The organism is Sorangium sp. So ce185 (assembly GCF_051526825.1).
GTDB classification, from domain to species: Bacteria; Myxococcota_A; Polyangia; order Polyangiales; family Polyangiaceae; genus Sorangium; species Sorangium cellulosum_D.
Window position 1 is genome coordinate 5818521 of sequence record NZ_CP150316.1, and the last position, 25238, is coordinate 5843758.

The window sequence follows — 25238 nt, forward strand, 5'->3', positions numbered from 1 at the left end:
CGGCCTACCGCGGCCGCTGCCGGAGGGCGCCCATCACGTGCTCGAGCGCGCTCCTCAGCGTGCTGAACACCGGGATCCCCTCCAGGCTGCCGCCGACCTCCAGGAGGCGCCCGACCATCGCCGCCGGGACGCCGGAGACGATGCACTGGCTGCCGAGCAGCCTCGTCGCCGCGAAGATCCTGAGGAGGTGCTCGATCGTCGAGGCGTCGGTCGCCTGCGCGCCGGTGAGGTCCACGATCATGAAGCGGGCGCCGTGCTGGACGACCGCGGCGAGCACCTCTTCCATCATCCGCGCCGCGCGCGCGCCGTCGACCGTGCCGATCACCGGCAGCGTGAGCACGCTGTCCCACACCTGGATGATCGGCGTCGACATCTCGAGCATCGCCTCGTGCTGCGCGCGGACCCGGTCGAGCTGCCGCCGGAGCTCGAGCTGGACGCGCTCGAGCTCCTCGTTCTGCTCGCGCAGCTGCGCGCTCGCGGCGGCGAGGTCGAGCGAGTTCTTGAGCATCGTGTACGTGGCGCCGACGTAGAGCGCGTACGTGGTCGCGCTCGCCAGCGCCTTCCGGTCGATCTGGCGCTGGTCCTCCAAGGCGAAGAGCATCGTGCCGATCGTCTTCTTGTAGACCTGGATCGGCACGTGGAAGACGACGTCCGGGTCCTCCGCGAGGAGCCACGCGCGCGCCTGGTCCGCCTCCCGCGCCTCGGTCCAGGGCCCCTTGAACCACGCGGCGCGCTGCGCCTCCAGCGCCGCGACCATCCACGCGTCCACGACGACGCCGCCGCCCTGGGGCGCGCCGTACTCGAAGTTGCCGCGCTCGTACCGCGCCGCGATCCGCGCGCCGCCGCCGTCGTTGCCGAGCACGACGCAGAGCCGCTGGGACGGGACGATCCAGCGCGCGCTCGAGCAGACCTCCTCCCAGAGCGACCGCAGATCCGGCTGGCTCGCGAGCTTGAGGAGGATCTCGTTCAGGACGCCGAGGATGATCCACCCGCCGCCGCCGGTCTCGTGGGGCTGGCCAGAGGCTGGCATCGCCATCAGCAATCGGCGTCGAGCGGGGGACCCGCGGCGTCGGTCCGTGGTTCGATGAGCTGCGAGGAGGCCGCCGTCATGACGCTCCCCCGGGCCGCTTCCGCGCGGAGCCCCGCCTCGCCGATGCAAGCGACGGGATCAGGACCAGATCGAATCTCGGCACGGTGCACACTCCTCGCGCGCGGCGCGGCCGCATCCTACCGCGCCATCCGCCCGCGGTGAAGGGGGGGCGCCGCCGTGCTCGCGCGCTCGCGGCGTCGTCGGCAGGCGACCCCGCGCCGCGCCGCCGCGTGCTACCGCTAGGGCATGAAGATCAAGGCACGCGACGGCAAGGTCTACGAGGTCGCCTCCGCTCCGCCCGGCGGCAGCCACGAGGTGCGGCTCGACGGCAAGGTGATCGGCTCGTTCGTGCTCCTGCCGGACGAGACGCAGGTCACGGTGAAGAGCAAGCCCGCCACCGACGCGCTCCTCGTGGACATCGCCGATCGGTTCGTCGCCGAGGGCGGCGCGCCCATGGGCATCAGCTGATCCTGCGCCGAGCCGACGCTCGACGGCGCGCGGGGCCGCCTGCGCCGCCCCGGTCCTGACTCGCTTCTCCTATACCGCCGTCTGGGATCAGGTCTCGCGGCGCGCCGGCCGCAGCTAGCTCTCGGTGCAGCCTGGCGGGGCGGCGCGCCGGCCGGCCGAGGCTGAGGCCCCTGGCTGCATGTCGTTTCCGAGATAGCGCTGCGCCCCTGTCCGGAACCCATGAACGACGCCCTCCCGTTGCGCTGCAGCGGAGCCTGCGCGCAATCCAGCGCGCCGCTCTCCGGCGTCCTCTGGATGGTCCTTCATGGCGACGACATCCCGGAACTTGTGGCACCTGGGCTTCGCGAACCTGGTTCGCGCCCGCGGGCCCTCGAACGTCGCGGTCCAGCTCGATGTGCCGCTCACGGTCGAGCCGCAGCGCGCGGACGTCCTGCTGCTGCGGAAAGCGGACGCCCCGCACGAGGCGGGTGACGCCCGGGTGCTGCGCGGCCTGTGGCCTTTGCTCGGAACGGACACGGTGCTCGAGTACAAGAGCCCTGCCCGGTCCGCGTTCCGCCGCGGTGATCTCCTGCGCCTGTGGGGGTACGGTGTGCAGCACCACGTGGCTCAGATCGAGCGGCTGTCGGGGTATCGCGCGCTCACGCTGGTCCTGGTCGTCGCGAGCATTACGCGCACGCTGGTCCGGGAGCTCGCCGAAATGGACTGGGTGCTGGTGCCTCTGGGCGGCGGTTATGGCCGCATCGACGGCGCGGTGTACACGACCTATCTTGTCGTCACGGACGAGGTGGCGGAGGCGGAGCAGGACGACTTCTTGAGGATCTTCAGCCATCGCCCGGTGCTCAGCCCGGAGGCGCGGCGGTGGTTACAGCAGTGGGTGAGGCCGGAGGAGGGTACGATGCAGGACGTGGAGGAGCTGGAAGGTTACGACGAGATGCTGCAGAAGCTGCTCGACTCACTGCCGGTCGAGCGTCGGCTGGTCGGGCTGACCCCGGAGGAGCGGCTGGCCGGGCTGGCTCCGGAGGAGCGGCTGGCCGGGCTGGCTCCCGAGGAGCGGCTGGCCGGGCTGTCGCCCGCGCACCAGTTGCTGGCGCTGTCCGACGAGGCGCTACGCGGCTTCCCCGACGAGCACCTGCGCTCGCTCCCGGCCGAGGTCCAGGACGCGATCCGGAAGCGCATCGGCCGGCCTGAGCGCTGATCGCCGCGCTGTCGAGATCGCCTCGGGGCGGCGCCCCGTCACCGTCGCCCGCGGGCTGAGCCCGCAGCAGGCCCGCCTCGCGCCTCACGCCTCGCGCCTCGCGCCTCGCGCCTCGCGCCTCGCGCCTCACGGCGTGCTCGCTCCTTCGCGAGCGCTGCCTGGAAGGGCGCGTCGACGTAGGCGCGCTGGTGCTTCGACCCGCGCCATTCGCGCGCGATCTCCGCGTGGCACCGCTCGCAATCGCGGTTCACGGCCACGGGATCGAGGTTCCTGGGCGGCTCGGGCCCGGGCATGCGGGGCGCGGCGCCGCGGCCGAGCGTCCCGCCCGGCGCGAGGGAGAGCGCTGCGCCGAGCAGCAGCGCGACGGTGCGCCTGACCGGCACGGCTCCCCCGGCGCGAATCGGCCGCGACATCGCGCGATGGTACACGGGAGCGGGCCGATGTCGCCGGATGGCCGGCGGCGCAACTGTGCGACGCCTCGACCCACCTCGCCCCAGGGTCGGTCTCGCTACGACCATCGGTTGCCCGGGCGGCGCGCCGTGGCGCCGTCGCGCTGGCGTCGCGCTCGCGGCGTGAGGCGCGCTGCCGCATACGCGGCGTGGCCGGCGCGGGCTGGACGCGACGCGGCGATCAGACCTCGGTGGCGCCGGGCGACGTCGAGGGACGTACACGCCCGCGTGGCGTGCGGCTTGCTCTGCTGGCCTCGCATGAAGCTCGGAACGTGCCTCACCCTCGCGACCGCGCTCGGCGTGCTGACGGCCGGCGGCCCCGCGAGCGCCTGCGACCCTGTGGATACCAGCGTCTCGGAGGGGTTCCTCCGCGCTGCCGCGCCGGGAGAGCCCGCCACGGTGCCACGCAATGTGGCGATCGTGATCTGGGGCGAGCTCCCGGAGCTGTCGCACCTGCTGGTCGAAGAGGAGACCGGCGCCGCCGTCGCCGGCGCTGGCTCCGACGTTCCGGTGGCCCCGCCGGGCTACAGCGTGATTCGGCCCGCCGATACGCTGGCCCCTGACACCACGTACCGATTGCGCCTGAGGCCGTCTGTCGAGCGCCTCGTCCGGACGTCGGATGTCGTCGATGGCACCCCGCCGAGCGCGCCGGTGCTGGCGGGCGGAGACATCGAGTTCCACGCGAACGAGCCCGCGTGCGGTTACGGCGGCTGCCCGGACATGACCACGCTGACGTTCGATCTGGCCGCGCCCAGCGAGGACGATCACACGCCCGCCGAGGCGCTCGTCTACGCCGTGTACGTGGGCTTCAGCCCGGAGCAAGCGCTCGCCAAGTCGCAGCCGGACGCGTGGCTGGAGGGCGATTCGATGTTCCTCTACGTGGACGAGGACCACGTGGGCCGCAACGTGTACATCGCGGTCTCGGCGATCGACGAGGCGGGCAACGAGAGCGAGCGCAGCGAGGTGCTCCAGGTCGAGCGCGAGGCGTCGGGCTGCGCGTTCTCGCGGAGCTCCACGCCGAAGGCGGGGCTCGCCCTGCTGCTCCTGGCCGCGCTCGCGCCGCTCCGGCGCGCGGGGAGGAGGGGAGACCGGGGTTCCGTGGCGCGCGACGGGCGATGAGCTCCACCGTCGCGCGGCCCGGCGGGGGAGTGCCCGGAGAGGGAGCGTCCCGGGCCTCTCCTGCCCACGCGTCCTGATCCGTGGCGGGCGCCATTCGCTGTCCAGCGCACCGCGACGGCTGTAAGCTCGCCGGAGCAGACTGCAGCCCTGCGCGCGCATGTCGGATCCGGTCCGTCTCTTCATCTCCGCTGTCCCGAAGGACGTCGCGTTACGTGACGAGCTCGACGTCTGCCTGAAGCCCCACGAGCGCGGCGGGCGGATTGACGTCTGGCACGAGGGGCGTGTCGGCGCCGGAGAAGAGCCCGCGGCGGAGGCGCGGGCGAGGCTCGAGGCGGCGGACATCGTGGTGCTGCTGGTGAGCCCTGATTTCCTCGCCTCGGATCGCCATCACCACGAGGAGGCAGCGCGCGCGCTCGCCCGGAGCGCCGCGGGCGAGGTGGTGGTCGTGCCGGTGCCTGTCCGGCACTGCGACTGGAGCTGGACGGGGTTCGGCCGGCTCAAACCGCTGCCGGCGGGTGGGCGGCCCGTCAACGCCTGGCCGGATCGGGACGAGCCCTGGAATGAGGTGACGCGCGGCCTGCTGGAGGTCGCCGATCAGGTGGCGCGGCGTCGAGCGACCGGCGGCCGCCCGCGTCCGGAGGCGGGAGGGCTGCCCGACGTCGGGCGGTGCATCGGCCGGGACGCGGAGGTGGAGGCGCTCGCCGCGGCGGTATCGCGCGATCCTCCGGGGCGCGTGCTCCTCCTCGGCGCGGCGGGGATCGGCAAGAGCACCGCCAGCCGGGCGGTCCTGCACCGGCCCGAGGTCGTGGCCCGCTTCGGGGAGCGGCGCTTCTTCGTGGAGCTCGACGCCGCGCCGGACGCGGCATCGGCCGCCGTGGCGCTGGCCGATGCGTTGCGCGTCCCGCCCGGACCGGAGCTGCGGCAGCGGGCGCTGTCGTCCCTCGCCGCGGGGCCGGCGGTGCTCGCGCTGGACAACCTGGAGACGCCCTGGGATGGCGGCGACCAGGCCGGGACCGAGACGCTCCTCGCGGAGCTCGCGGCGATGCCGCAGCTCGGCCTCGTGGCGTCGGTCCGGGGCGCGGGCCGGCCGGGGCGCGTGGCCTGGCGCGCGCCGGTCGAGCTCCGGCCGCTCGCACCGGCCGCGGCGGAGGAGATGTTCTGCGCGATCGCGGGCGAGGAGCACCGGGGCGAGCCGGCGCTCGCCGAGCTCCTGTCGCTGCAGGAGGGCGTCCCGCTGGCGATCGATCTGCTCGCGAGCGCGGCGCAGGGCAACGATCTCGTCAACCTGAGGGCGGAGTGGGAGCTCAGCCGGGCGGCGGTGCTGGAGCGCGGGGGCGGGACGCGCGATCGGCTCCGGAGCTGGAAGGCCTCGCTGGAGCTGTCGATCGGCTCGCGGCGGATGACCGCGGAAGCGCATCGACTGCTCGCGGTGCTGGCGGTGCTGCCGGACGGGATCGCGCAGCGGGACCTCGCGGCGGTCCTGCCGGGCGCGGGGCCCGGGGCGGCGCGCGTGCTGGCGCAGCTCCGGCTTGCCTACTTCGAGGGCGGACGGCTGAGGATGCTCTCGCCTGTGCGCGAGTACGTGAGCGCGACGTATCCGCCGGCTGCCGAGGATCTCGGGCGGGTGATGGAGCACTACGGGGAGCTCGCGTGCACGCTCGGGCCGCTGCCGGGGAGGCCCGGCGGCACCGAGGCGGCCGCGCGGCTCGCGCCGGAGGCGGCGAACCTGGATGCGATGATTCGGCGAGGGCTCGGGGAGGCCGCCGCTGGGCGATGGATCGACGCGGCGGCGGCGCTGACCCGTTTCGCGCGGTTCTCGGGTCATGCGGCGCCGTTGCCGCTCGGTCGGGCGCTGGAGGTGGCGCGGCGCGCCGGGGACAGACGGCGAGAGGCGCTGTGTACCGAGAGCCTTGGAGACATCGCGCTGGCGCGTTCGCAGCACGACAAGGCAAGAACGCGTTATCAGGAAGCCCTGCCACTCTACCGGCAGGTGGGCGATGTGCTCGGTGAGGCCAACTGCATCCGGAGCCTGGGAGACATCGCGCTGAGGCGTTCGCTGCACGACGAGGCGAGGGCGCGCTATCAGGAAGCCCTGCCGCTCTACCGGCAGGTGGGGGCCGTGCTCGGCGAGGCCAACTGCATCCGGAGCCTGGGAGACATCGCACTGGCGCGTTCGCTGCACGACGAGGCGAGAGCGCGCTACCAGGAAGCCCTGCCGTTTTACCGGCAGGTGGGCGATGTGCTCGGCGAGGCCAACTGCATCCGGAGCCTGGGAGACATCGCGCTGAGGCGTTCGCTGCACGACGAGGCGAGGGCGCGCTATCAGGAAGCCCTGCCGCTCTACCGGCAGGTGGGGGCCGTGCTCGGCGAGGCCAACTGCATCCGGAGCCTGGGAGACATCGCGCTGGCGCGTTCGCTGCACGACGAGGCGAGAGCGCGCTATCAGGAAGCCCTGCCGCTCTACCGGCAGGTGGGGGCCGTGCTCGGCGAGGCCAACTGCATCCGGAGCCTGGGAGACATCGCGCTGGCGCGTTCGCTGCACGACGAGGCGAGAGCGCGCTATGAGGAAGCTCTGCCGCTTTACCGGCAGGTAGGCGATGTGCTCGGCGAGGCCAACTGCATCCAGAGCCTCGGACACATCGCGCTGGCGCGTTCGCTGCACGACGAGGCGAGGGCGCGCTATCAGGAAGCCCTGCCGCTCCACCGGCATGTAGGCGATGTGCTCGGCGAGGCCAACTGCATCCGAAGCCTCGGACAGATCGCCCTGAGGCGTTCGCTGCATGACGAGGCGAGGGCGCGCTATCAGGAAGCCCTGCCGCTTTACCGGCAGGTGGGGTCTGTGCTCGGCGAGGCCAACTGCATCCAGAGCCTTGGACAGATCGCTCTGAAGCGTTCGCTGCACGACGAGGCGAGCGCGAGCTATCAGGAAGCCCTGCCGCTTTACCGGCAGGTAAGCGATGTGCTCGGCGAGGCCAACTGCATCATGGGCCTTGGAGACATCGCGCGTGCCCATAACGATACCAGCGCTGCCCGTGCTCGCTACCAGGAAGCCATCGTTCTGTACCAGCGCATCCCGGAGCCCTACTCCATGGGCTGGGCCCATCACCGCCTCGCTGCCATCGCCCCCGACTCCGCCACCCGGCGCCGGCACATCGAAGCCGCGCGCAGCGCATGGCAAAGCATCGATCGGACGGACCTGATCGCCCGTCTGGACCAGGACTTCCGCTTCTGAGCCGGCGTGACACCGCGCCCCGCCCTCCCGCGCGAGCCGTCGACGCCTCCTCGCGAAGGTGGCGGGACCCGAGCAGCTGCTCTCGGCCTACCCCCGAGCAGCGGGTAGCCGGGCTGCCGCCCGAGCAGGTGCTCCTCGCGCGGCCCGATGACGTACTCCGGGCGCTTCTCCGATCCCTGCCTTGATACGCTCTCGGCGGAAACGCGCGCCGCCATCCGCGCGCGTGGGGCGGTAGCGCGCTGCTCGGTCACCTGGTCCGGACCATCCCCCAGCCGACCCGCAGGTCGCGCCCGCCCGGTCCGGACCCCCTGCGGCCGACCCGCAGGTCGCGCCCCCCTTGGTCCGTACCACCCCGCAGCCGACTCACAGGTCGCGCTCGCCCGGTCCGGACCACCGCGCAGCCGACCCGCAGGTCGCGCCCACCCGGTCCAGACGCCCGCGCAGCCGACCCACAGGTCGCGTCCGCCCGCTCCGAACCACCCCGCAGCCGACCCGCAGATCGCGCCCGCCCCGCCTTGACCCTAAAGCCCCCCGGCCTCCCCGCCGGCATCCGCCGGGCTCGCCTCCGCCAGCCCCGGCTGCGCCGCCCCCGGCTCCCCGCTCGGCTCCGCCCCCGGCGCCTCGGCCGGCGTCTCCGCCGCCTTGCCCCGCGCCGCCGCAGGGCGCCAGTTCTCGATCGGCGCGAGCAGCTGTTGCGCGATCTCCGTCTTCCTCGGATCCCGCTTGCTGACCATCCCGGACACGCGGACTACGTACGTCCGCAGCGCGTCCACGAGCTCGTCCAGGGCCGCGCGCACGTTCGTCACCTCGACCTCGGGGCCCTCCGCGGGCGACGTGATCCCCAGCGCCGCGCCGTACGCCTCGTGCGCCGCGTAGAGCCGCTCGAGGATCTTCCCCGCGCCGAGCCGCTTCAGCTGCCCTTCGAGCTCGTTGTCCTTGATCATCAAGATGCGCGTGTTGCTCTCGGCCCACTCGAGCTTGTACGCGATCTGCGTGAACTTGAGCCCTCTCGGAAACAACGCGGCGCGCAGCGACGACGCCGACTCGGCCTCCGGCAGCCCGGGGATCTTCGACCAGCCGCCCAGCACGTCGTAGAGACCGCTCCAGATGGCGTCCACCGTGATATCGGCCGCCTTCGCGCGCGCCGTGTCCTCGGTCGGCTGGGAAGGTAGGCGCGTCGCGACCGCCTGGTTCAAGGTCGCGAGCGCCGACGTCAGGTCCTCGTGCGCCTCCATCACCCCCTCGGGGACCTTCCGGGCCGCGCCCCTGTCGCCCAGCACGGCCTTCGCGGCGGTCAACACCTCGGTGCCCAGCGCCTGGGCGGACGGCGCGTCCAGCTTCGGGAGCTGGACCAGATCAACGGCGGTGAACGTTCGCCTCATGCCTGCCTCTTCTCCTGGTCATCTTCTGGCCATCTCCTGACCATCTGTGGGCGAACGTAAGCGCTCCCCCATTCGTCACCGTATATCCCGACCACCTACCCCTCGCCAGCGAGCCCACCCGTCGGAGCCATGCTCCGCAAGAAACCGTCAATGCCCCCGGAGCCCTGAACGCGCGCCACGCCCACGCCGCGTTCACACCACGTTCAGCGGATCGCGACATCACCGCCAATCCGCGATGCAGCCGACGTAGCCGCCGCAACCGCCGTGGCCGCCGTAGCCGACGCAACCGCCGTAGCCGCCACAACCGACCCGGCACCACCCCGGCACCGCCAGACCCGTTCGCGCCCCCAGCGCCCGACGCGTGAACACGCTCGACCAAAAAGTCAGCAATGAGCGTTGTATACCGTGCAAAGGAGGAATATAAGGTGGATCATGCGATACATCCGTACAAGCGCCGCGCGCGCTTGCCTCTCCCTCCTCGTGCTCGCTGCGCTCCCCGGGACGGCGTTCGGGGCGACGACCGCGATCACGTTCGTCATCAACCACGCCGATTGCGGCAACGCCGAGTTCTCGCTGTACCTGAACGGGGTCCTCCTCGACACGGTCCCGAGCGAGAACGGGTGCGAATGCCGCACGGAGACGCTCCAGAGGGCGTTCACCGAACCCGAGGTGCTGGCCCTCTACGACCCGAACACCTGTAACGATGTCCGGGTCGATATCGACAAAGGCCAGGGCCTGCTCCTCGGCTTCGCGCGCATTCACGTCGATTCCACCGAAGGCACGTCGCACATGTGCCTTTACGACGCGGAGCGCGGCCCGAACCCGTGCGCGGATCGCGACGTCTGCGACGGCTACGGCGTCGGGCTGACGTCGCTCGGGAGCCAGGACGGGGACGGTATCGCGCCAGGCCTGGGCAGGGGCTGCGACAACTGCCCCGTCACGCACAACCCGGATCAGGCCGACGAGGACGCCGACGGGATCGGCGACGCCTGCGACCCCTGTCCGCGCGGCGACCGCGACCGCGACGCCGTCTGCGACGCGGCCGACAACTGCGCCTCCGCCGCCAACCCGAGCCAGACCGACAGCGACGCCGACGGGATCGGCGACGCCTGCGACAACTGTCCCTCCGCCGCCAATCCAGACCAGGCCGACAGCGACGGCGACGGACACGGGGACGCGTGCGCACACGCCTGCGTCACCCTCCAGCGAGGCACCTTCGGCGAGGTCGCGGACGCCGATATCTGGGAAGCGTTCCCCAACTACAGCGACGGCCGCGTCCCCTACAACGCCTCGGGCAACGCCCACGGCTTCCGCAAGCAAGCGCTCTACCGGTTCGGGCTCGACAGCATCCCCGCCGGCGCCACCGTCACGTCGGCCGACTTCGGCGTGGCCGCCTACGGCTCAGGCGACGAGACCGTCCGCATCCACCGCATCACCGCGCCCTGGCGCGAGGACGCCGTCACCTGGAACAACTTCGCCGCGAGCTACGACGCGGACGTCGAGGCCGAGCTCACCTGGATCGGACCCTACGATATGAGCGCCGACCTGACCGGCCTCGTCCAGGCGTGGGTCGACGGCACGGCGCCGAACCACGGCTTCCTCGTCGAGGAGGATCCGACCGGGCGCACGTCGTACCGCTCGAGCGACCACCCCCTCCAGGAGGACCGCCCCTGGCTCGAGGTCTGCTATTCCGCGCCCTGATCCGCGCCGCGCGGCCTCTCCTCCGCGCCGTCCTCCGCGGGGTAGGGCCTGCCGAGCGCGGCGGGGGGCGTCGCGTCGAACGCGCGCAGGAGCGGGCGGCGCGCCGCGTCGGGCAAGAGCGCGCCGAGGCGCGAAAGGAGCCCGCTCGAGGTGAGCCCCAGGACCACGATCATCAGCGCGAACGGCGCCACGCTGAAGACCTGCGTCGGCACCGAAGGCAGCGCGCTCTGGCCGAGGCTCGCCATCGACGAGAGCACGCCGAACAGGCACGCGCCGAGCGCCGCCCGCACCGGATGAAAGCCGCCGAAGATGACGATCGCCAGCGCGATCCAGCCGTAGCCGGCCGTGTGGCGGTGGCTCCAGCCCGCCTTGAAGTCGAGCGAGTACGCCGCGCCGCCGATCCCCACGAGCGCCCCGCCGACGAGCGTCGCCAGGGCGCGCACCCGGGCCACGCGCGCACCGCGGGCGTGCGCCGCCGCGGGCTGCTCGCCCACGGCCCGGACCAGGAGCCCCGCGCGCGTGCGGTACAGGAACACCCAGGCGCACGCGACGAGCAGGTAGCTCGCGTACACCACCGGATCGCTCCGGAAGAACAGCGGGCCGAGGATCGGCACGTCCCCGAGCACCGGGATCGAGAGCGCCGGGACCGTCGGACCTGGCACCCGCACGAACGGGCCGCCGAGCACCGACGAGAGATCCGCGCAGAGCATCGCCAGCACGAAGCCGATCGCGATCTGCGAGCGGCGCAGGAAGATCCCGCCGATCGCCACGACGAGCGCGACGAGCGCGCCGGTCGCGGCCGCGGCGGCGAAGCCGGCGAGGACGCTCCCGGTCGACAGCGCGGCCGCGAAGCCCACCATCGCCGAGAGCATCATCGAGCCCTCCGCCGAGAGGTTGATGACCCCGGCCCGCTCGGCGATCGTCTCGCCGACCGCCGCGTACACGAGCGGCGTCGAGGCCGCGAGCGCGGTCGCGAGGAGCGAGAGGAGCTCGCCGCCGTCGTCCATCAGGCCTCCTCCGGCCGGCCGCCGCCGCGCGCCCCGCGCGCGCTCCAGGGCGACAGCAGCGCGAAGAGGACGAGCGCGCCCTGGAGCACGCCCGCGAGCGAGGACTCCAGGCCGAGCGTCATCGGGAGCTTGAGGCTGCCGACGTTGAGCGCGCTGAAGAACAGGGCGATCGGCGCGACGAGCGCCGCGCGCCGGCCCGCGAGCAGCACCACGAGCAGCGCGAGGAAGCCGAGGTTGCTCGAGACGTTCGGGAGGAGCCGGTGGAACGTGCCGAGCACCTGCAGCGCGCCGGCGACGCCGGCGAGCGCGCCCGAGATCGCGAACGCGGCGAGCATCTCCCGCGCCGCCGGGACGCCGAGCACCGCCGCGGCCTCCGGGCTCAGCCCCACCGCGCGCAGCCGGAGCCCGAAGTGGGTCCGCCCGAGCACCACCGCCGCGCCGACGAGCGCGAGCGCGGCGAGCAGGAGCGCGGTCGGGCTCAGGTCGGTGCCGCCCAGCGTGGAGAGCCAGAGCGCGCCGTCGAGCGGCTCGGTGCCGGCCATCGACGCGACGCCAGGCCGCTTCCACGGCCCGAAGACGAGGTAGAGGACCGCCCCCTGGGCGACGAAGTTCATGCCGAGGCCGGCGAAGATCTCGCTCACCCGGGCGCGCGTGTGCAGCGCGCCCGTGAGCGCGCCCCAGAGGACCCCGCCGAGCGCCCCGGCGGCGATCGCGAGCGCGACGACGAGCCCGGCGGGGAGGCCCGGCCAGAGCGCGCGCGCGGCGCCGGTGGCGCAGACGGCGCCGATGACGAGCTGCCCCTCGACCCCGAGGTGGTACAGGCCGGCGCGGAACGTGAACAGGAGGCCGCTGCCGCAGAGGAGCAGCGGCGCCAGGGTGGCGAGCACCCGCGCGGCCTGATCCGCCGTGCCGAACGCGCCGTCCCACAGGCCCGCGGCCACCGCCGCCGGCGAGGCGCCGAGGAGCGCGCAGAGCCCCGCGACGAGCGCGAGCGAGAGGGCGAGCGGCGCGAGCGGCGAAAGGCGGGCGGCGACCTCGCGCGGCCACGCCGGCCGCGCGCCGGGGCGGGATCCGCCGGGCGGCATGGGGCCGGCTCCGCCGGGCGGGACGGGGCTCACGGCGGGCGGCCCGGGGCTCACAGGGGGCGGCCCGGGGCTCATGGCGCGACCCCCGCGGGCGCGGCCGGCGCGGGCTCGTCGAGCTCGCCGCCGATCATCCGGCCGAGCCGGTCCAGGGTGAGGTCGGCCGCGCTGACGGGCCGCGCGACGCGACCGCCGCTGAACACGAGGATCCGGTCGCTGTAGCGCATGAGCTCGTCGAGCTCGGACGACGCGAACACGAGCGCCGTGCCGGCCCGGCACCGCGCGAGGAGCTGCTCCCAGACCCACCGCGCCGACGCGAGGTCGAGCCCCCGGGTCGGCTGCTCCAGGAGCAGCAGCGCGAGGCCCTCAGGGAGCAGCGCGAGCTGGGTGCGCTGCTGGTTGCCGCCGGAGAGCGCCTCGACGCGGGTCTCGGGGCGACCGCGGATCCGGAACGCCTCGATGAGCCGCTCGGCGGCGCGGCGGATGTCCCGCGGGCGGAGGAACACCCCCGGCCGGGGCGCGCGCAGCGCGACGTGCTCCTCGAGGGAGAGGCCCGCGATGAGGCCCTCCCGCCGGCGATCCGCGGGCAGGTAGCCCACGCCGGCGCGCAGGAAGGCCGGGTAGGGGCGGCCGGTCAGGTCGGCCCCGCCGATCGCGACGCGGCCCTGCCGCACCCGGAGCAGCCCGGCGCAGGCGCGCAGCAGGAGGCGCTGGCCGCTCCCCTCGAGGCCCGCGAGCCCGAGCACCTCGCCGCGGCGCACGGCGAGGCGGGGGAGGCGCAGGTCGAGGCGGTGATCGCCGACGCCGACGCCGTCGAGGGCGAGCGCGACCCCGTCGCCGGCCGTCGGGAGCCGCTCCGGGGGCGCGAGCGCCTCGCCGAACATCAGCGCGACGAGGCGCTCGGCGCCGGCCGGCATCTCCGCCTCGCCGGCCACCTTGCCGTGCCGCAGCACGGTCACGCGGTCGCAGAGCGCCTCGACGTCCGAGAGCTTGTGCGAGACGAGCACGATCGCCTTGCCGTCCTGCTTGAGCCGCCGCAGCGCCGAGAAGAGGGCGTCCTGCTGCGCGCCGGAGATCCCCGTCGTCGGCTCGTCCAGGAGGAGCGCGCGGACGCCCAGCGAGAGGAGCCGCAGGAGCTCGAGCTGCTGGCGCTCCCCGAGGGTGAGCCGCCCGACCTGCTCGTCCGGATCGACGGAGAAGCCGAACCGCGCCGCGAGCGCGAGCAGCTCCGCGCGCGCCGCGCGGCGGGGGAGGAAGACGCCCGCGGCGCGGCGCGAGGGCGGCGCGGGGGAGGGCGCGCCGCTCTCGTGCCGCGCCGCGGCAGCGGGGCGGGCGACGAGGAAGCTCTCCAGGACGGTGAGGGGAGGGAAGTCGAGCGGCTCCTGGTGGAGCACGCCGACGCCGGCGGCGAGGGCATCGGCGGGGCTGGCGAGCGCCACCGGACGGCCGTCGAAGAGGAGGCGGCCGGCGTCCGGGCGGAGGAGCCCGCCGAGGATGCGGAGCAGCGTGCTCTTGCCGGCGCCGTTCTCGCCGAGCAGGCCGTGGACGGCGCCCGCCCGGATCGTCAGCGACACGTCGTCGTTGGCCCTGACCGGGCCGAACCGCTTGGCGACGCGCTCGATCTCGATCCGCATGGCGCACCGCCCCGCGGCGGCTACTTGCTCGGCCCGGTGATCCCCTGGACCAGCTGCGGCAGATACCAGATCTGCTGGGGCGTCGCGGCCTCGCCGTCCTTCAGGAAGTCGGAGCCGTCCTGGAACTTGAGCGGCCCCTTCCAGAGGTCGAGCCCGTTGGCGAGCGTCAGGACGAACGCGCCGAGCTGCGCCTTGCGCTCGCCCAGCGCGTTGCCCGGCAGGAAGCCGACGACCGAGGCGTCGCCGTTGAGGTCGCGGAAGTCCGGCCCTTCCCAGACGAACTCGCTCGTGTACTTGCCCGCGCGCGCCTTCTCGATGGCGTCGCGGTAGAGCGGCGCCCAGTTGTAGTAGGCGACGCCGAGGCAGATGTCCGGCGCCAGGTCGCAGCCGGCCTTGTGGTCGTAATGGACGTACTTGACCTTCTTGCCGGCGCCGCTCGCCTTCTTGGCCTGCAGCGCGGCCTCGGGCGTGTCGAGCCCGGTGAGGAGCACGTCGAAGCCGCTGCTGTAGAAGTCGTCGGCCACCTTGGTGGGGTCGAGGGTGACGCCCGGGATGTTGAACCAGAAGCCGATCCACGCGACCTTGAAGGTGAGCTCCTCCGGCTTCTTCTTCTGGTACTTCTCCCAGCAGTAGCGCGCGCCGAGGTACGCCGCCGTGACGAGCCGGCGGGTCTCGTCGTTCACGAGCGGGCCGAGATACCCGATCTTGCCGGTCTCGGTGCCGAGCGCGGCGGCGCACCCGGAGATGTGCTTGGCGGTCTCGATGCGGCCCATGATGTTGCCCAGGTTGGGCTGGGGCTTGTGGTTCTTGCCGTCTTTCCAGGCGTAATCGCCGGAGACGTGGAGGACGGTGACCTGCGGGTGCTTGCGCGCGGTCTCGAGGGCGTCGTCCTTGTAATCGTCGGAGTTGTAGACGACGAGCTTGGCGCCGCGGGAGATGAGGTCGTCCGCGACCTGGGAGCCCTTCACGTTGGGGCGATCGGCCGGGTTCACCTTGTCGACGTACTCGAAGCTGACATCCGGCATCTTGCCGAGGACCGACCGGAGGCCGTCGTAATGGGCCTGGTTCCACCCCTTGTCGTTGTAAGGGCCGACCAGGATCATGCCCACCTTGTATTGGGCGGTCGGCGCGGCGGCCGACGCGCTCGCCTCGGCCGCGGTCGGCGCGGCGGTCTTCTCCGCGGGCGGGCTCGTGCTCGTCGACGAGCTCTTGCACGCGCCGGCGAGCAGCGACAGCGCGACGGCGAGGGCGGAGCAGGCGGAGGCGCGGGGAGCCGCGAATGCCGCGGGCGACTTCGGCGTGCGGGGGATCACCCGATCCATCGTGGGCGGGATTGCCGCAGGGTGTCAAGGACCTGCGGCGGTGTCGGCGGGCCGCGCCGCCGGGGCGCGGCGCGCGGGGCGGAGGGGCCGTCGCTGGCGGCGGATCACCGGGGGATCGTGATCACGTCCTCGCAGGTGAAGTCGACCCCGAGGGCCGCGCGCGGGTCCGCCTGGATCGTGGCGCACGTGCTGTCGCAGAGCACGATCTGCGACGGGTTCTCGGGGCTGTCGTAGCGCCACGCGTTCGCGGCCGCGCACTCCTGGTCGTACGCGAGCGCGGTCGGGGCGCCGTCGCCGCTCGTGTACGTCACCCGGACCTTCTGCGCGTCGAAGGTCCTCCCGTCGGGCGCGGGCGGGATGTCGACCGTGCAGGAGACCGCCGCGCCGCGGATCGCGTCGATGGCGGCCTTGAAGGCGGCCGAGGTCGCCGCGGGGTTGCCGGTGTCGATGATGTAGGCGTGCTCGGTGCCGCCCGCGACGGCGACCTCGTCCATGTCCGCGACGGTCCTCGGCGCGCCCTCGATGGGCGGGTTTTCGACCCCGATGACGTACGTGGAGATGCCGTTCGAGAGCGCGCTCGAGGCCTCGTCCGCCACGAGCGAGATCTTGTTGTACCGCGAGCCGCAACCTTGCGGATACCCGTCGGTAACGAGGACGATCGCGTATTTCCCGGGCGTGGCCTCCCGCTGCGCCTCGACGTACGAGATCGTCCCTTGCATCACGAACAGCGTGGGCGTGCCGCCGCGCCAGTCGTTGGCGGTCGCGGGTGTGACGGCGTCGATCGCCGCGCCGAAGGCGGGCGAGGGCAGCGGCGTCATCGGCACCTCCGGCGTCGTGTAGGTGTCCGCGTTGCACTTCGTGTCGGTGTCGCCCTCGCTCGGGAAGAACCGGAGCGAGGCGTTGAGCCCCTCGGACAGGGGGTCGGAGAAGAACTGCTTCGTCGCCGCGACGACGGGATCCCATTTGAGCGACTTGTCGTGCCAGGGGTCGTCGCCCATGCCCATGCTGCCGGACACGTCGAACGCGAAGGCCAGGTAGACGGGCTCGAGATCGGCCTCGGCGGTCTGGGTGGCGCACGCTCCGCCCTCGCCCGAGGAGCCGCCGCTGCCCGGGCCCCCCGGCCCGAGATCGCCGCCAAACCCCGGCAAGCCTCCTTCGCCCGCGCCCCCGTCGCCCGCGCCCCCGTCACCCCGGCCGCCGCTCGTCGTCGCGCTGCCAGTCCCAGGGCCGGACTGCGAGCTCCCGCCGCCGTCCCCGGCGCCATTGCTCCCACATGCGACACCGATCGCACCCACTGTCAGCAACACAATGGTCTTCGTGGGCAATTTCATGAGCTGGATCCTCCATGAGCGCGGTCCGGGCGCAGGTTGATGCGCGGAGCCGTCGATGGTGCGTGACACATTCAAGGCAAACGCGGCCGCGAAGCTCGCTTCGAGATCCCGCGGTCCATACAGCATAGCTGACGGAGCTACCTGCCGGCCGGCGTCCGACCGCGAAATGATGCTTCACGGCATTGCGACGCGGCAATGAGACCACCGCGGCACCGCATTCCTTGGATTGTGGTCGCGTGTCTCACGCCGGCCGTCGCGCGGCGCCGGGGTGCGGGGGTGAGGGCCCGGAGCGCCGCGTTCGCGCGCGCGGCCGCGCGGCGCTCCGGGCTCAATGCACCTGGAGGGCGAGCTTGCCGAGGTGGTGACGGCCGAGGGCGAGGTGGGCTTCGGCGGCCTGGGCCAGGGGGAATCGGCCCGCGATCTCGACGTGGAAGGGGCCGGACGCGACAAGGCGGTTCAGCCGTTCGATGATGTCGGCGTCCGGCTCGCCGTTGTAGCTGGCGATCTGGACGGCTGGAGGCGCCTCCGGCGCGGGCTGGACGCCGTTCGGGTAGGCGGCGCGCCCGCCGTCGCGCACTGCGAGCAGCGCTCGCTGAGCGGCCTCGCCGCCGGCGGCGAGCAGGGCGGCATCGAGCCCGTCGGGCGCGAACGCGCGGGCGGCGGCCAGCACATCGCCCTTGCGCCCGTCGACGGCGGCGTCGGCGCCCAGCCGCTCGACAAGCGCCACGCCGTCGTCGCCCGAGGCCACCGCGAGCACCCGGGCGCCCATTCGCTTGGCGAGCTGTACGGCCGTGTGCCCGACGCCGCCGCTGGCGCCGAGGATCACCACCGATTCGCCCTGCTTGAGATGCAGCGTGTCGTCCAGCCCGCGCAGCGCGGTGGTGGCGACGCCGCCCATCACGGCCGCTTGCTCGAGCGTGAGCGCGCCGGGGATCGCGGAGACGAGATCGGCGCGCACGGCGGCGTACTCTGCATAGAAGCCGCCCTTGGGGTTGAGGAAGCCGAGCGCGTAGACCCGGTCGCCCGCGCGGAGGCGGCGGACGTGCTCGCCCACCGCGACGATGGTGCCCGCGCCCTCGGAGCCGAGCACGTACGGAAACTGGGGCGGCTGCCCGAGCATCTCGGCGTAGCCGCCTTCGCGCTCGAAAGGGTCCCATTCGCCGACGCCAGCGACCTCGACGCGAATGAGGACCTCGTCCGGGCCGAGGGGCGGGACAGGGACCGTTCGAAGGGCGAGCGTCTCGGGACCGCCGAACCGGTCGATCGCGATTGCCCGCATCGTGCTGGGTGTCGACTGTTCCATGGGTGACCTCCTGGAGAGGGCGCGGCGGATCGTCAAGAGCGACGAACGGATTGAGACGGCCTGAACGGGTTGAAACGGCCTGAAGAGCGCAGAGCTACGGACCGCCAAGCCGCCAAGAACGCCGAGAAGAGAGTCCACTCTCGGCGTCCTTGGCGGCTTGGCGGTTCATCCTCAGGACATCGCAGCCTCGGCGGTGGCCGGGGGCGCCTCGACGGCGGCGCGCGCGGGGCGGAGCGGGTGCGTCTCGACGCGCCAGATGCCCTCGTCGGTCAGCCGGATCGCCGCGAACCGGGCGACGCCGTCGAGGTGGCCGTCCGTCTCGTGGCCCAGCGTCGACGAGGGGTGCGCGTAGACGCTGACGCGACCGCCGCTCTTCGAGCGGTAGTGGCCGAAGAACGCGAGGTGCTTGTGCCCGTGCAGCACGAGCGCGCTGTTCTTCTTCGGGTTCTTCTGCTGGTACGCCGCGAGCATCTCGAGCAGGCGCGGGCCATCCATCGCGATCATGAACGTGTCGTTGAGCGAGATCGGCCCCGCGAGGCGCGCCACGTGGTGGTGCAGGAGCACGATGACCGGGCCGGAGCCCCGCCGGAGCGCGCGGGCCAAGCGCCGGAGCTGACCGCCGCCGATCTGCCCGATCGCGTTCGACCCCACGAACCGCGAGCGGTAACGGTTCGAGTTGAGCCCGAAGATCCGGATTCCCCCCTCGAGATCGAGCCGCCGCGGGTACAGGCCGGCGATGGCGCGCAGCCGGCGCCGCGCCCGCTTGCGGGCGGGGATGTGCAAGCGGGGCTGGAAGGGGCCGCGCTCCACCCGGGTGAGCACCTCGATGAAGCGCTGCTCGCGCTCGGCCCGCTTCTTGAGGTACGGGTCGGGCGACGTGCCGACGTTGATGGCGATATCGTGGTTGCCAGGCACCATGAGCACCTGCGACGACGCCGGGATGCCGGAGAGCGCCGCTTCGAGCTCGGCCCACTGCGCCTCTTCCCCGAGATCGGTCATGTCGCCCGTCAGCGCGACGAGCGGCGGCTTCATGGCCGCGATCTCCGCGACGAGCCGCCGGAGACGGCCGGTCAGCTCGGCGGTGTCGGGGCGAGCGACCCCCTCGGGCCACGCGGCCGAGCCCTCCTCGATCTCGTACGGCTCGCGGCCGCCCGCCGTGATGTGCAGATCGGAGAGCTGGCAGAGCACGAGCCGCCCGCCGGGGATCGCGTCCCCAGGGTCGGGGAACAGCGTCGCCGCGCCGCCATACCGCAGGATCACCCGGGTCGCCTCGCCCAGGGCGAACGCGAGCCAGGCATACAGCGAGAGCCCGAGCGCGAGCAGCGCGAGCGCGATGCAGCCGGCGAGGACGAACGCCGCGCCGCCCCCGAACGAGACGCTGCCGCCCGCAGGGAACCACGCGAGATCGGACCCGAAGGACGAGAGGATCGAGCCGTCCAGCCACGCGGTCAGCCAGCTCGGGACCCCGATCTCGAGGAGATGCGCGATGAACCCGCCGGCGAGGCAGACCGCGGCGAGGACGAGGAACAGCAGGATCAGGCGATCGCGGACGATGTCGATGACGTCGACGACCTCGCCGAGCCGCCCCCGGAACGACGATCGGAAATAGCGGCTCCCGTAGGAGATCTTCTTCCACGTCTCCGGCCGCCACACGCGGCCGCGGCTCGCGATGCGCGAGACGACCACGGCGGGGGCGACGATCAGGGCGGACAGGACGAGCACCGGCAGGAGCGCCAGGTAGAGAATTCGCAGGGCCGCCCTTCGCACGATGCTTCATTTGACGTGCCCCGGGCAGGACCGTCAAGCAGCCGCTCGGGTGGGCAGGCGGCCGCGCGCGCCCTGAAAGTTGCCGAAATCGATGGATGTCCGTAGCAGTAAGCGCGAGCCGTCCCACCGATGTCCTGCCCCGAGACGCCGCACGCCCCGGCCTCCGCGCCGCGACCGCCCGCGCCGAGCGATCCGCCGCCGGCGCTCTCGACAGGCCCGCGCGCCGCGAACGCGAAGAGCGCCACCGCGCGCGGCCGCGGATCGATCGCGGCGCTCGCCGCCGCGGGCGCGCTCGGCGCAGGCGCGCTCGGCGCGGCCGCCGCCGTGGAGACCGCGGCGCACGCGAACGCGCCGGCGGCGCGGGCCGCGGCGCCGCTCATCGCAGGCGCGCTGCAGGAGCGCGCGCTCGCCGCGTCGGCCGCGCCGCCGGAGCGCGCGGCGCCCGCGGGGGACGACGAGGACGTCGCGCCGGACACGCTGGAGGAGCAGCGCCTCCGGCTCTTCGCGCGGATGCGGCGCGAGCTCGCGCTCTCCGACGAGGCGATGCGGGAGGTCGAGGCGATCTTCGCGGCGTCGCCGGTGCTCGGGCAGGGCAACCCCGCGCTCTCGCGTCACCCGATGTCGCGCTCCGAGTGCCGCCGCGCCCGGGAGCTCGCGGGCGTCGCGCCGGCGCGCGAGCCGGCCTGCGGCGCGCCGGGGATGGTGCCGCTCTTCGATCCCACGCGCGGGCAGACCGCGGAGAGCGCGCCGGTCTGCATCGATCAGCTCGAGTTCCCGAACATCCCCTGCGAGTATCCGGTCGTGCACGTCCGGGCGCGCGAAGCGGCGCTCCTCTGCAGGGCGATCGGGAAGCGGATCTGCGATGCGCACGAGTGGGAAGGGGCGTGCGCCGGCGCCCTGAGGGAGCCCGACGTCGAGTACGAGTGGGAGCGGCCCCGGGACGAGGCGAGCTGGCACCACAACCTCCTTCGCGAGAAGGTGTGGAGCTACGGTCCCGAGAAGAACCACGCGCTCTGCGGGACGGGGAGCGCCCGCACGCCGGGCTGCCCGGGCGGCGGGTGGGACCGCTGCGGCTCCAACACGTATCCGGCCGGCGCCTTCCCCGCGTGCCGGAGCCGCCTCGGGGTCTTCGATCTGCACGGCAACGTGGCCGAGCACATGAGCCTGCCCATCCTGCCCGACGAGCTCGCGCGGCGCGGCGACCGGGGCTTCACCGAGATGAAGGGCAGCTGGTTCGCGTTCTCGTCGATGGAGGTCCACGCCGACGACTGCAGATGGCGCGCGCCCGCCTGGCATGGAACGCGGATCATGAGCAAGGGCAGCCACGCGAACTACCACCTGGGATTCCGCTGCTGCAAGGACATCGGGTCACCGTGAGCGCGCGCGCCCTGCGGCGCGCGGCGGCGCCCCCCGCGGTGCGAGGGCGCGCCGTCCGACCCGGGCGAGCCGCAGGGCGAGGCGCCGCCGGGCCTGGAGGCCCCCCGTGCTCGCCGGGACCCCCCGCCTCGCCGGGGCTCAGCGGCGACGCCGGCGCGCAGCCGCAGCGACGCCGAGCCCGGCGAGCGCGGCCAGCAGCGGGGCGCCCGCGCCTCGCTCGCCCATGTCCGGCGCGCCCGGGACGCGGCAGGAGCAGGACGGGACGCCGGGGGGCGACGGCGAGGCGACGCAGGCGCCGGCCAGGTTGCACACCGACGGGGAGACGCAGTCGGCCGTCGACCGGCACTGCTTCAGGCAATCGCCGGCGCCGGATGGGCAGCGGTAGGGAGAGCAGTCCTGATCCGCGGCGGCCGCCATGCGGCGCGTGTGCTCGCCGTCGCAGCTCGGGCCGATCTCGCGCAGATCGGCGCAGGCGCCGTCCTGGCAGATGAAGTCGAGGGTGCAGTCGGCGTCCGACGCGCAGGTCGTCCTGCACGCCGTGCCGTCCTCGGCGCAGCGGAATCCGCGGCACGCCGAGCGCTCGGTCGTGTAGCTGCCTCTGCCGTCGCAGGAGAAGCGCAGCTGCGTGCCAGCGGCGATGGCGCAGTCGCCGCCGGCACACGTGCACTCGCCCTCCCTCAGGACCTCATCGCTCTGGGGGAACTTGCACGATCCGTCTGCGTTCCCGCCGCAGTAGCCGCGACAGCTCTCCTCGCCGCCGCAGCCCTCGCGCCGCGGGGCGCCGTCAGCGCCGGCATTGGGGTGCGGGTCCTCCCGCCGCTCGTCCGTTCCGACCGCCGTGCACCTGCCCAGCGAGCTCGCGATGTCGCAGGCCTGACAGGGGGCGCCGCACGCGCTGTCGCAGCAGACTCCATCGACGCAGTGCGCGGACTCGCACTGCTCGTCGTCCGTGCAGGTCGTGCTGACCGGCAGCTTGCGCCTGCACAGGCCGCCGTTCGCCGGAGAGCCGCCGCCGGCACCCGCGCCGCCTGCGCCGCCGGCACCCGCAGCGCTCGTCGAGCTGCCGGCGCCGCCGCCGGCACCCGCACCGCCGAAGCCGGCCGCGCCGCCGGCGCTTCCTGCACCCGCACCGCCGGCACCCCCGCCGCCGCTCGCCGCGCCGCCGGCGCTTCCTGCACCCGCACCGCCGGCTCCCCCGCCGCCGCTCGCCGCGCCGCCGGCTCCCCCGGCGCCCGCGCCGCCGGCTCCCCCGGCGCCGCCCTCGCCCTCCGCGTCCGCAGAGAGGTCGCACCAGGCGTCCGCCGCGCAGTCGGCGCTCGTCGCGCACCGGCTTCTGCACAGGCCGTCAGGTCCGCACAGGGCAGGGGCGCAGCTGTGCGTCTTGTCGGGGTCCACCACGTCCTCGCCCGCGCCGTTGCATTCCTTGTGGACCTCGATGTCGTGGACGCACTCCCGCTTCAGGGGAAGCTCCGTTCCGGCCGCAACAAACCCGCAGCGCCCGTCGTCGAGGCCGCTCCCCTTACGGGCTGCCAGGCACGAGATGCACTGGCCGGCGCAGCGCTCGTTGCAACACACGTTCTCGGTGCAGTACCCGGATAGACAGTCGCTGTCCTCCCGGCAGGCATCCCCGAGCGCCCTGACCAGCACCTCCGCGCTGGATTGCACCACGACATCGTCCGTCGCGAGGGCGAGGCCGACGCCGCCCGTCACGAGCACGCCGTCTCCGGACGCGATGGAGTCGCCGCCGCTGACCAGCACGGCCGCATGGTCCTGATGATGCTGGTCCCTCGCGCCCGGGATGAGCGCGCCGAACCTGCCCGAGAGCGCCGAGTAGATCTCCGCGCTGGCGAGCGGTCTGCCGTCGGTCCCGCCGGCGATGACGACGTCCCCGCTCGAGAGCCGCGTCGCGGTGTGCGCGGCGCGCCGCACGCCCATCGCGGGCGCCGCGCTGACGGCGACGGCGTCCCCCGCGATCGTGATGCGCTCGGCGCTGCTCAGGTAGGTGAAATTGCCGCTCGCCGCGGTCACGCCGCCCGTGAACAGGACGCTGGACGAGCCCTCCTCGGGACCGGGGTCGAGGAGCGTGGCCGTGTGCCGGGCCCGGCTGCCGATCAGCCGCTGGGAGAGCAAGGCGAACGTGCCCCGCGGGCCCCCCGCCGGGTCGTAGATCTCGAGCGTCTGCCCGGCGACGACGGCGTCCACGAAGCCGCCGGCGACGAGCACGCGGCCGTCGTTCAGCAGGACGGCCGCGTGCGCCTTGCGCGACGCCTGCATCGCGCCGTCGCCGGCGACGAACGCGCCGCTCTCCGGGTCGTAGACGTCGAAGGTCCCGAGCGGGAACACGTTCGCGGAGGAGGTCGCGCCGCCGGCGACGAGCACGCGGCCGTCCGCGAGCCGCGTCGCGGTGTGGGCGATGCGCGCAGAGCGCATCGGCGGGCCCGGTGAGAACAGGCCGTCGGCGTAGACGAGCGTGGAATTGACGGCCGTCCCGGTGGCCGACCCGCTGCCGCCGGCCAGGAAGACCGCGCCCGTGTCGAGCCGCGTCGCGGTGTGGCCGCCGCGCGCCTGAGGCATCGGGGCGATCGTGCCGAACGAGCGGCTCTGCTGATCGTAGAGCTCGGCCGAGGCGAGCGCCGCGCCCGAGGCGCCGAAGCCGCCGGCGATGAGCACCCGGCTCCGCGGATTGTCGTCGTCCAGCCGCGTCGCGGTGTGGCGCGTGCGCGCCTCCGCCATCGCCTCGGAGGTGACCTGCCAGTACGGGTCGACGAGCGCCGGGTAACGCACGCCCGCGCCCGCCCAGGCGACCGTCACCGCGCACGCCGCCGCGCCCGGCGCGGTGACGGGCCGACCCCACGGCGGGCGCGGGCTCGTGTCGACCGCGCAGCCCTCCACCGCGAGCCGCGCGGGCCGCCGCTCGCCGTCCGCGTCGAGCACGTACGGCGGCGCGATGCGCAGCCGCGGGGCGCCGCCCGCGTCGAGGAACTCCAGCGTGTTCGCGACGAGGCGCAGGCCGGCGGCGCCGCCCACGTCGACGCGGTATCGGAGCTCCTCGCGCGCGGGCGCGCGCTCGAAGAACGCGAAGTCCTCGGTGCCCACGCGGTCGACCCGGTGGAGCAGATCCGCGCCGTCGGGCCCGGCCCCCGCGTAGATCGCGAACCCGTCCGCCTCGGCGAGCGGCGCGTCCGCGGCGCCGTCCAGCGAGAACGCCACGCCGAGGCCCGAGGTCATGTCGCTGAGACGGACCGGCCCGGAGGCGCGGGGCGAGAGCTCCACGGCCGCGAGCGCGCGCGGGACGTGCGGCCGGACGGCGCCCGGAGAGACGGCGACGCTCGCGGGCCCGGGGCGCAGCGCGAGCGCGGCGCCGGCGCCCGGCAGGCGCGCGCGGATCGCCGCGAGCCGGGCGCGGCCGTCCGCCGCGCCGACCGGGGCGGGCGGAGCTGCCGGCGGGTCCTCAGGCGCGCGGGGGCGCTCGGAGCAGACCGAAAGCAGCAGGACGGCGCCCGCGCCGGCGAGGATCCTGGCAGGTCGCGGGAGCGGCGCGGCGCGATCGCGCTTGGGCTTGAGCACGGAGTCGTGTTCCTTCCTCGGGAGTCCGTCCGGCCGGCGCAGCGGTGGCCGGCGCATGGCGCTGCCGGACGAGGAGGCCGCACGATAACAGAACCGGAGAGCGCCGCGCCGCGGAATCAGAACCAGCGACCGGGGAGCCGGGGAGCCGGGGAGCCGGGAACCGGAGGGCGACGCGCGCGGCGCGGCGGAGCGCGGCAGCGCGGATCGCGCCG

The 25238-nt window shown here is 73.8% G+C and carries 17 protein-coding genes and 1 pseudogene; 7 read left to right on the forward strand and 11 right to left on the reverse strand.

What is annotated here, in order from left to right:
• Positions 1–4: 4 nt before the first annotated feature.
• Entirely contained in the window at positions 5–1030 is a 1026-nt protein-coding gene (locus tag WMF26_RS21235) for an STAS domain-containing protein (protein ID WP_438001824.1), read from the reverse strand.
• A 306-nt stretch (positions 1031–1336) separates the two neighbouring features.
• Between WMF26_RS21235 and WMF26_RS21240 the strand changes: the two genes are divergently transcribed.
• From WMF26_RS21240 to WMF26_RS21255, 4 genes are all read left to right on the forward strand, one after another.
• On the forward strand, positions 1337–1558 hold the full coding sequence (locus WMF26_RS21240; RefSeq protein WP_020736229.1) for a hypothetical protein: 222 nt from the start codon (positions 1337–1339) through the stop codon (positions 1556–1558).
• A gap of 304 nt (positions 1559–1862) precedes the next feature.
• On the forward strand, positions 1863–2753 hold the full coding sequence (locus WMF26_RS21245; RefSeq protein ID WP_438001825.1) for a hypothetical protein: 891 nt from the start codon (positions 1863–1865) through the stop codon (positions 2751–2753).
• 707 nt (positions 2754–3460) lie between these two features.
• The gene (locus WMF26_RS21250) at positions 3461–4321 is read left to right on the forward strand and encodes a hypothetical protein (protein WP_438001826.1); all 861 of its coding nucleotides are present in this window, start codon (positions 3461–3463) and stop codon (positions 4319–4321) included.
• A 436-nt stretch (positions 4322–4757) separates the two neighbouring features.
• A complete protein-coding gene (locus tag WMF26_RS21255) occupies positions 4758–7553 on the forward strand; it encodes a tetratricopeptide repeat protein (protein WP_438001827.1) in 2796 nt (931 codons plus the stop codon).
• Positions 7554–8074: 521 nt separating this feature from the next.
• Here WMF26_RS21255 and WMF26_RS21260 read toward each other — a convergent pair.
• A complete protein-coding gene (locus WMF26_RS21260) occupies positions 8075–8935 on the reverse strand; it encodes a hypothetical protein (protein ID WP_438001828.1) in 861 nt (286 codons plus the stop codon).
• Positions 8936–9367: 432 nt separating this feature from the next.
• Between WMF26_RS21260 and WMF26_RS21265 the strand changes: the two genes are divergently transcribed.
• Positions 9368–10636 carry a DNRLRE domain-containing protein gene (locus tag WMF26_RS21265; protein WP_438001829.1) on the forward strand — a complete coding sequence of 423 codons (1269 nt, stop codon included), beginning with the start codon at positions 9368–9370 and terminating at the stop codon, positions 10634–10636.
• Here the strand turns inward: WMF26_RS21265 and WMF26_RS21270 are convergent.
• From WMF26_RS21270 to WMF26_RS21290, 5 genes and pseudogenes are all read right to left on the reverse strand, one after another.
• On the reverse strand, positions 10621–11643 hold the full coding sequence (locus WMF26_RS21270) for an ABC transporter permease (protein ID WP_438001830.1): 1023 nt from the start codon (positions 11641–11643) through the stop codon (positions 10621–10623). The two genes, WMF26_RS21265 and WMF26_RS21270, sit on opposite strands and share 16 nt — an antisense overlap.
• On the reverse strand, positions 11643–12728 hold the full coding sequence (locus WMF26_RS21275; protein ID WP_438001831.1) for an ABC transporter permease: 1086 nt from the start codon (positions 12726–12728) through the stop codon (positions 11643–11645). Before WMF26_RS21275 ends, WMF26_RS21270 begins: the two co-directional genes overlap by 1 nt.
• 71 nt (positions 12729–12799) lie before the next feature.
• Entirely contained in the window at positions 12800–13642 is an 843-nt protein-coding gene (locus WMF26_RS21280; protein ID WP_438002432.1) for an ATP-binding cassette domain-containing protein, read from the reverse strand.
• A 174-nt stretch (positions 13643–13816) separates the two neighbouring features.
• Positions 13817–14296: pseudogene (locus WMF26_RS21285) on the reverse strand (ATP-binding cassette domain-containing protein); the annotation flags it as partial.
• Positions 14297–14379: 83 nt separating this feature from the next.
• Complete coding sequence (locus tag WMF26_RS21290; protein WP_438001832.1) at positions 14380–15462, reverse strand: BMP family lipoprotein; 1083 nt, start codon at positions 15460–15462, stop codon at positions 14380–14382.
• Between WMF26_RS21290 and WMF26_RS21295 the strand changes: the two genes are divergently transcribed.
• Entirely contained in the window at positions 15461–15802 is a 342-nt protein-coding gene (locus WMF26_RS21295) for a hypothetical protein (RefSeq protein ID WP_438001833.1), read from the forward strand. The genes WMF26_RS21290 and WMF26_RS21295 overlap by 2 nt on opposite strands.
• Here the strand turns inward: WMF26_RS21295 and WMF26_RS21300 are convergent.
• From WMF26_RS21300 to WMF26_RS21310, 3 genes are all read right to left on the reverse strand, one after another.
• Positions 15786–16829 (reverse strand): vWA domain-containing protein, encoded by a 1044-nt coding sequence (locus tag WMF26_RS21300; RefSeq protein WP_438001834.1) that lies wholly within the window; start codon positions 16827–16829, stop codon positions 15786–15788. The two genes, WMF26_RS21295 and WMF26_RS21300, sit on opposite strands and share 17 nt — an antisense overlap.
• A gap of 511 nt (positions 16830–17340) precedes the next feature.
• Positions 17341–18315, reverse strand: a complete 975-nt coding sequence (locus tag WMF26_RS21305; RefSeq protein WP_438001835.1) for a quinone oxidoreductase family protein — start codon at positions 18313–18315, stop codon at positions 17341–17343.
• A gap of 171 nt (positions 18316–18486) precedes the next feature.
• Positions 18487–20082: a metallophosphoesterase family protein gene (locus WMF26_RS21310; protein ID WP_438001836.1), complete on the reverse strand. Its 1596-nt coding sequence runs from the start codon at positions 20080–20082 to the stop codon at positions 18487–18489.
• A gap of 129 nt (positions 20083–20211) precedes the next feature.
• Between WMF26_RS21310 and WMF26_RS21315 the strand changes: the two genes are divergently transcribed.
• The gene (locus tag WMF26_RS21315; protein WP_438001837.1) at positions 20212–21459 is read left to right on the forward strand and encodes an SUMF1/EgtB/PvdO family nonheme iron enzyme; all 1248 of its coding nucleotides are present in this window, start codon (positions 20212–20214) and stop codon (positions 21457–21459) included.
• A gap of 138 nt (positions 21460–21597) precedes the next feature.
• Here the strand turns inward: WMF26_RS21315 and WMF26_RS21320 are convergent, their stop codons facing one another.
• Positions 21598–25026 (reverse strand): Kelch repeat-containing protein, encoded by a 3429-nt coding sequence (locus tag WMF26_RS21320; protein ID WP_438001838.1) that lies wholly within the window; start codon positions 25024–25026, stop codon positions 21598–21600.
• Positions 25027–25238 lie beyond the last annotated feature (212 nt).

Coding starts and splice junctions, on each gene's coding strand:
- WMF26_RS21235 (WP_438001824.1), bottom strand. CDS start 1,030: ATGCCAGCCTCTGGCCAGCCCCACGAGACCGGCGGCGGCGGGTGGATC.
- WMF26_RS21240 (WP_020736229.1), top strand. CDS start 1,337: ATGAAGATCAAGGCACGCGACGGCAAGGTCTACGAGGTCGCCTCCGCT.
- WMF26_RS21245 (WP_438001825.1), top strand. CDS start 1,863: ATGGCGACGACATCCCGGAACTTGTGGCACCTGGGCTTCGCGAACCTG.
- WMF26_RS21250 (WP_438001826.1), top strand. CDS start 3,461: ATGAAGCTCGGAACGTGCCTCACCCTCGCGACCGCGCTCGGCGTGCTG.
- WMF26_RS21260 (WP_438001828.1), bottom strand. CDS start 8,935: ATGAGGCGAACGTTCACCGCCGTTGATCTGGTCCAGCTCCCGAAGCTG.
- WMF26_RS21265 (WP_438001829.1), top strand. CDS start 9,368: ATGCGATACATCCGTACAAGCGCCGCGCGCGCTTGCCTCTCCCTCCTC.
- WMF26_RS21270 (WP_438001830.1), bottom strand. CDS start 11,643: ATGGACGACGGCGGCGAGCTCCTCTCGCTCCTCGCGACCGCGCTCGCG.
- WMF26_RS21275 (WP_438001831.1), bottom strand. CDS start 12,728: ATGCCGCCCGGCGGATCCCGCCCCGGCGCGCGGCCGGCGTGGCCGCGC.
- WMF26_RS21280 (WP_438002432.1), bottom strand. CDS start 13,642: ATGCCGGCCGGCGCCGAGCGCCTCGTCGCGCTGATGTTCGGCGAGGCG.
- WMF26_RS21295 (WP_438001833.1), top strand. CDS start 15,461: ATGCCCACCTTGTATTGGGCGGTCGGCGCGGCGGCCGACGCGCTCGCC.
- WMF26_RS21290 (WP_438001832.1), bottom strand. CDS start 15,462: ATGATCCTGGTCGGCCCTTACAACGACAAGGGGTGGAACCAGGCCCAT.
- WMF26_RS21305 (WP_438001835.1), bottom strand. CDS start 18,315: ATGGAACAGTCGACACCCAGCACGATGCGGGCAATCGCGATCGACCGG.
- WMF26_RS21315 (WP_438001837.1), top strand. CDS start 20,212: ATGTCCTGCCCCGAGACGCCGCACGCCCCGGCCTCCGCGCCGCGACCG.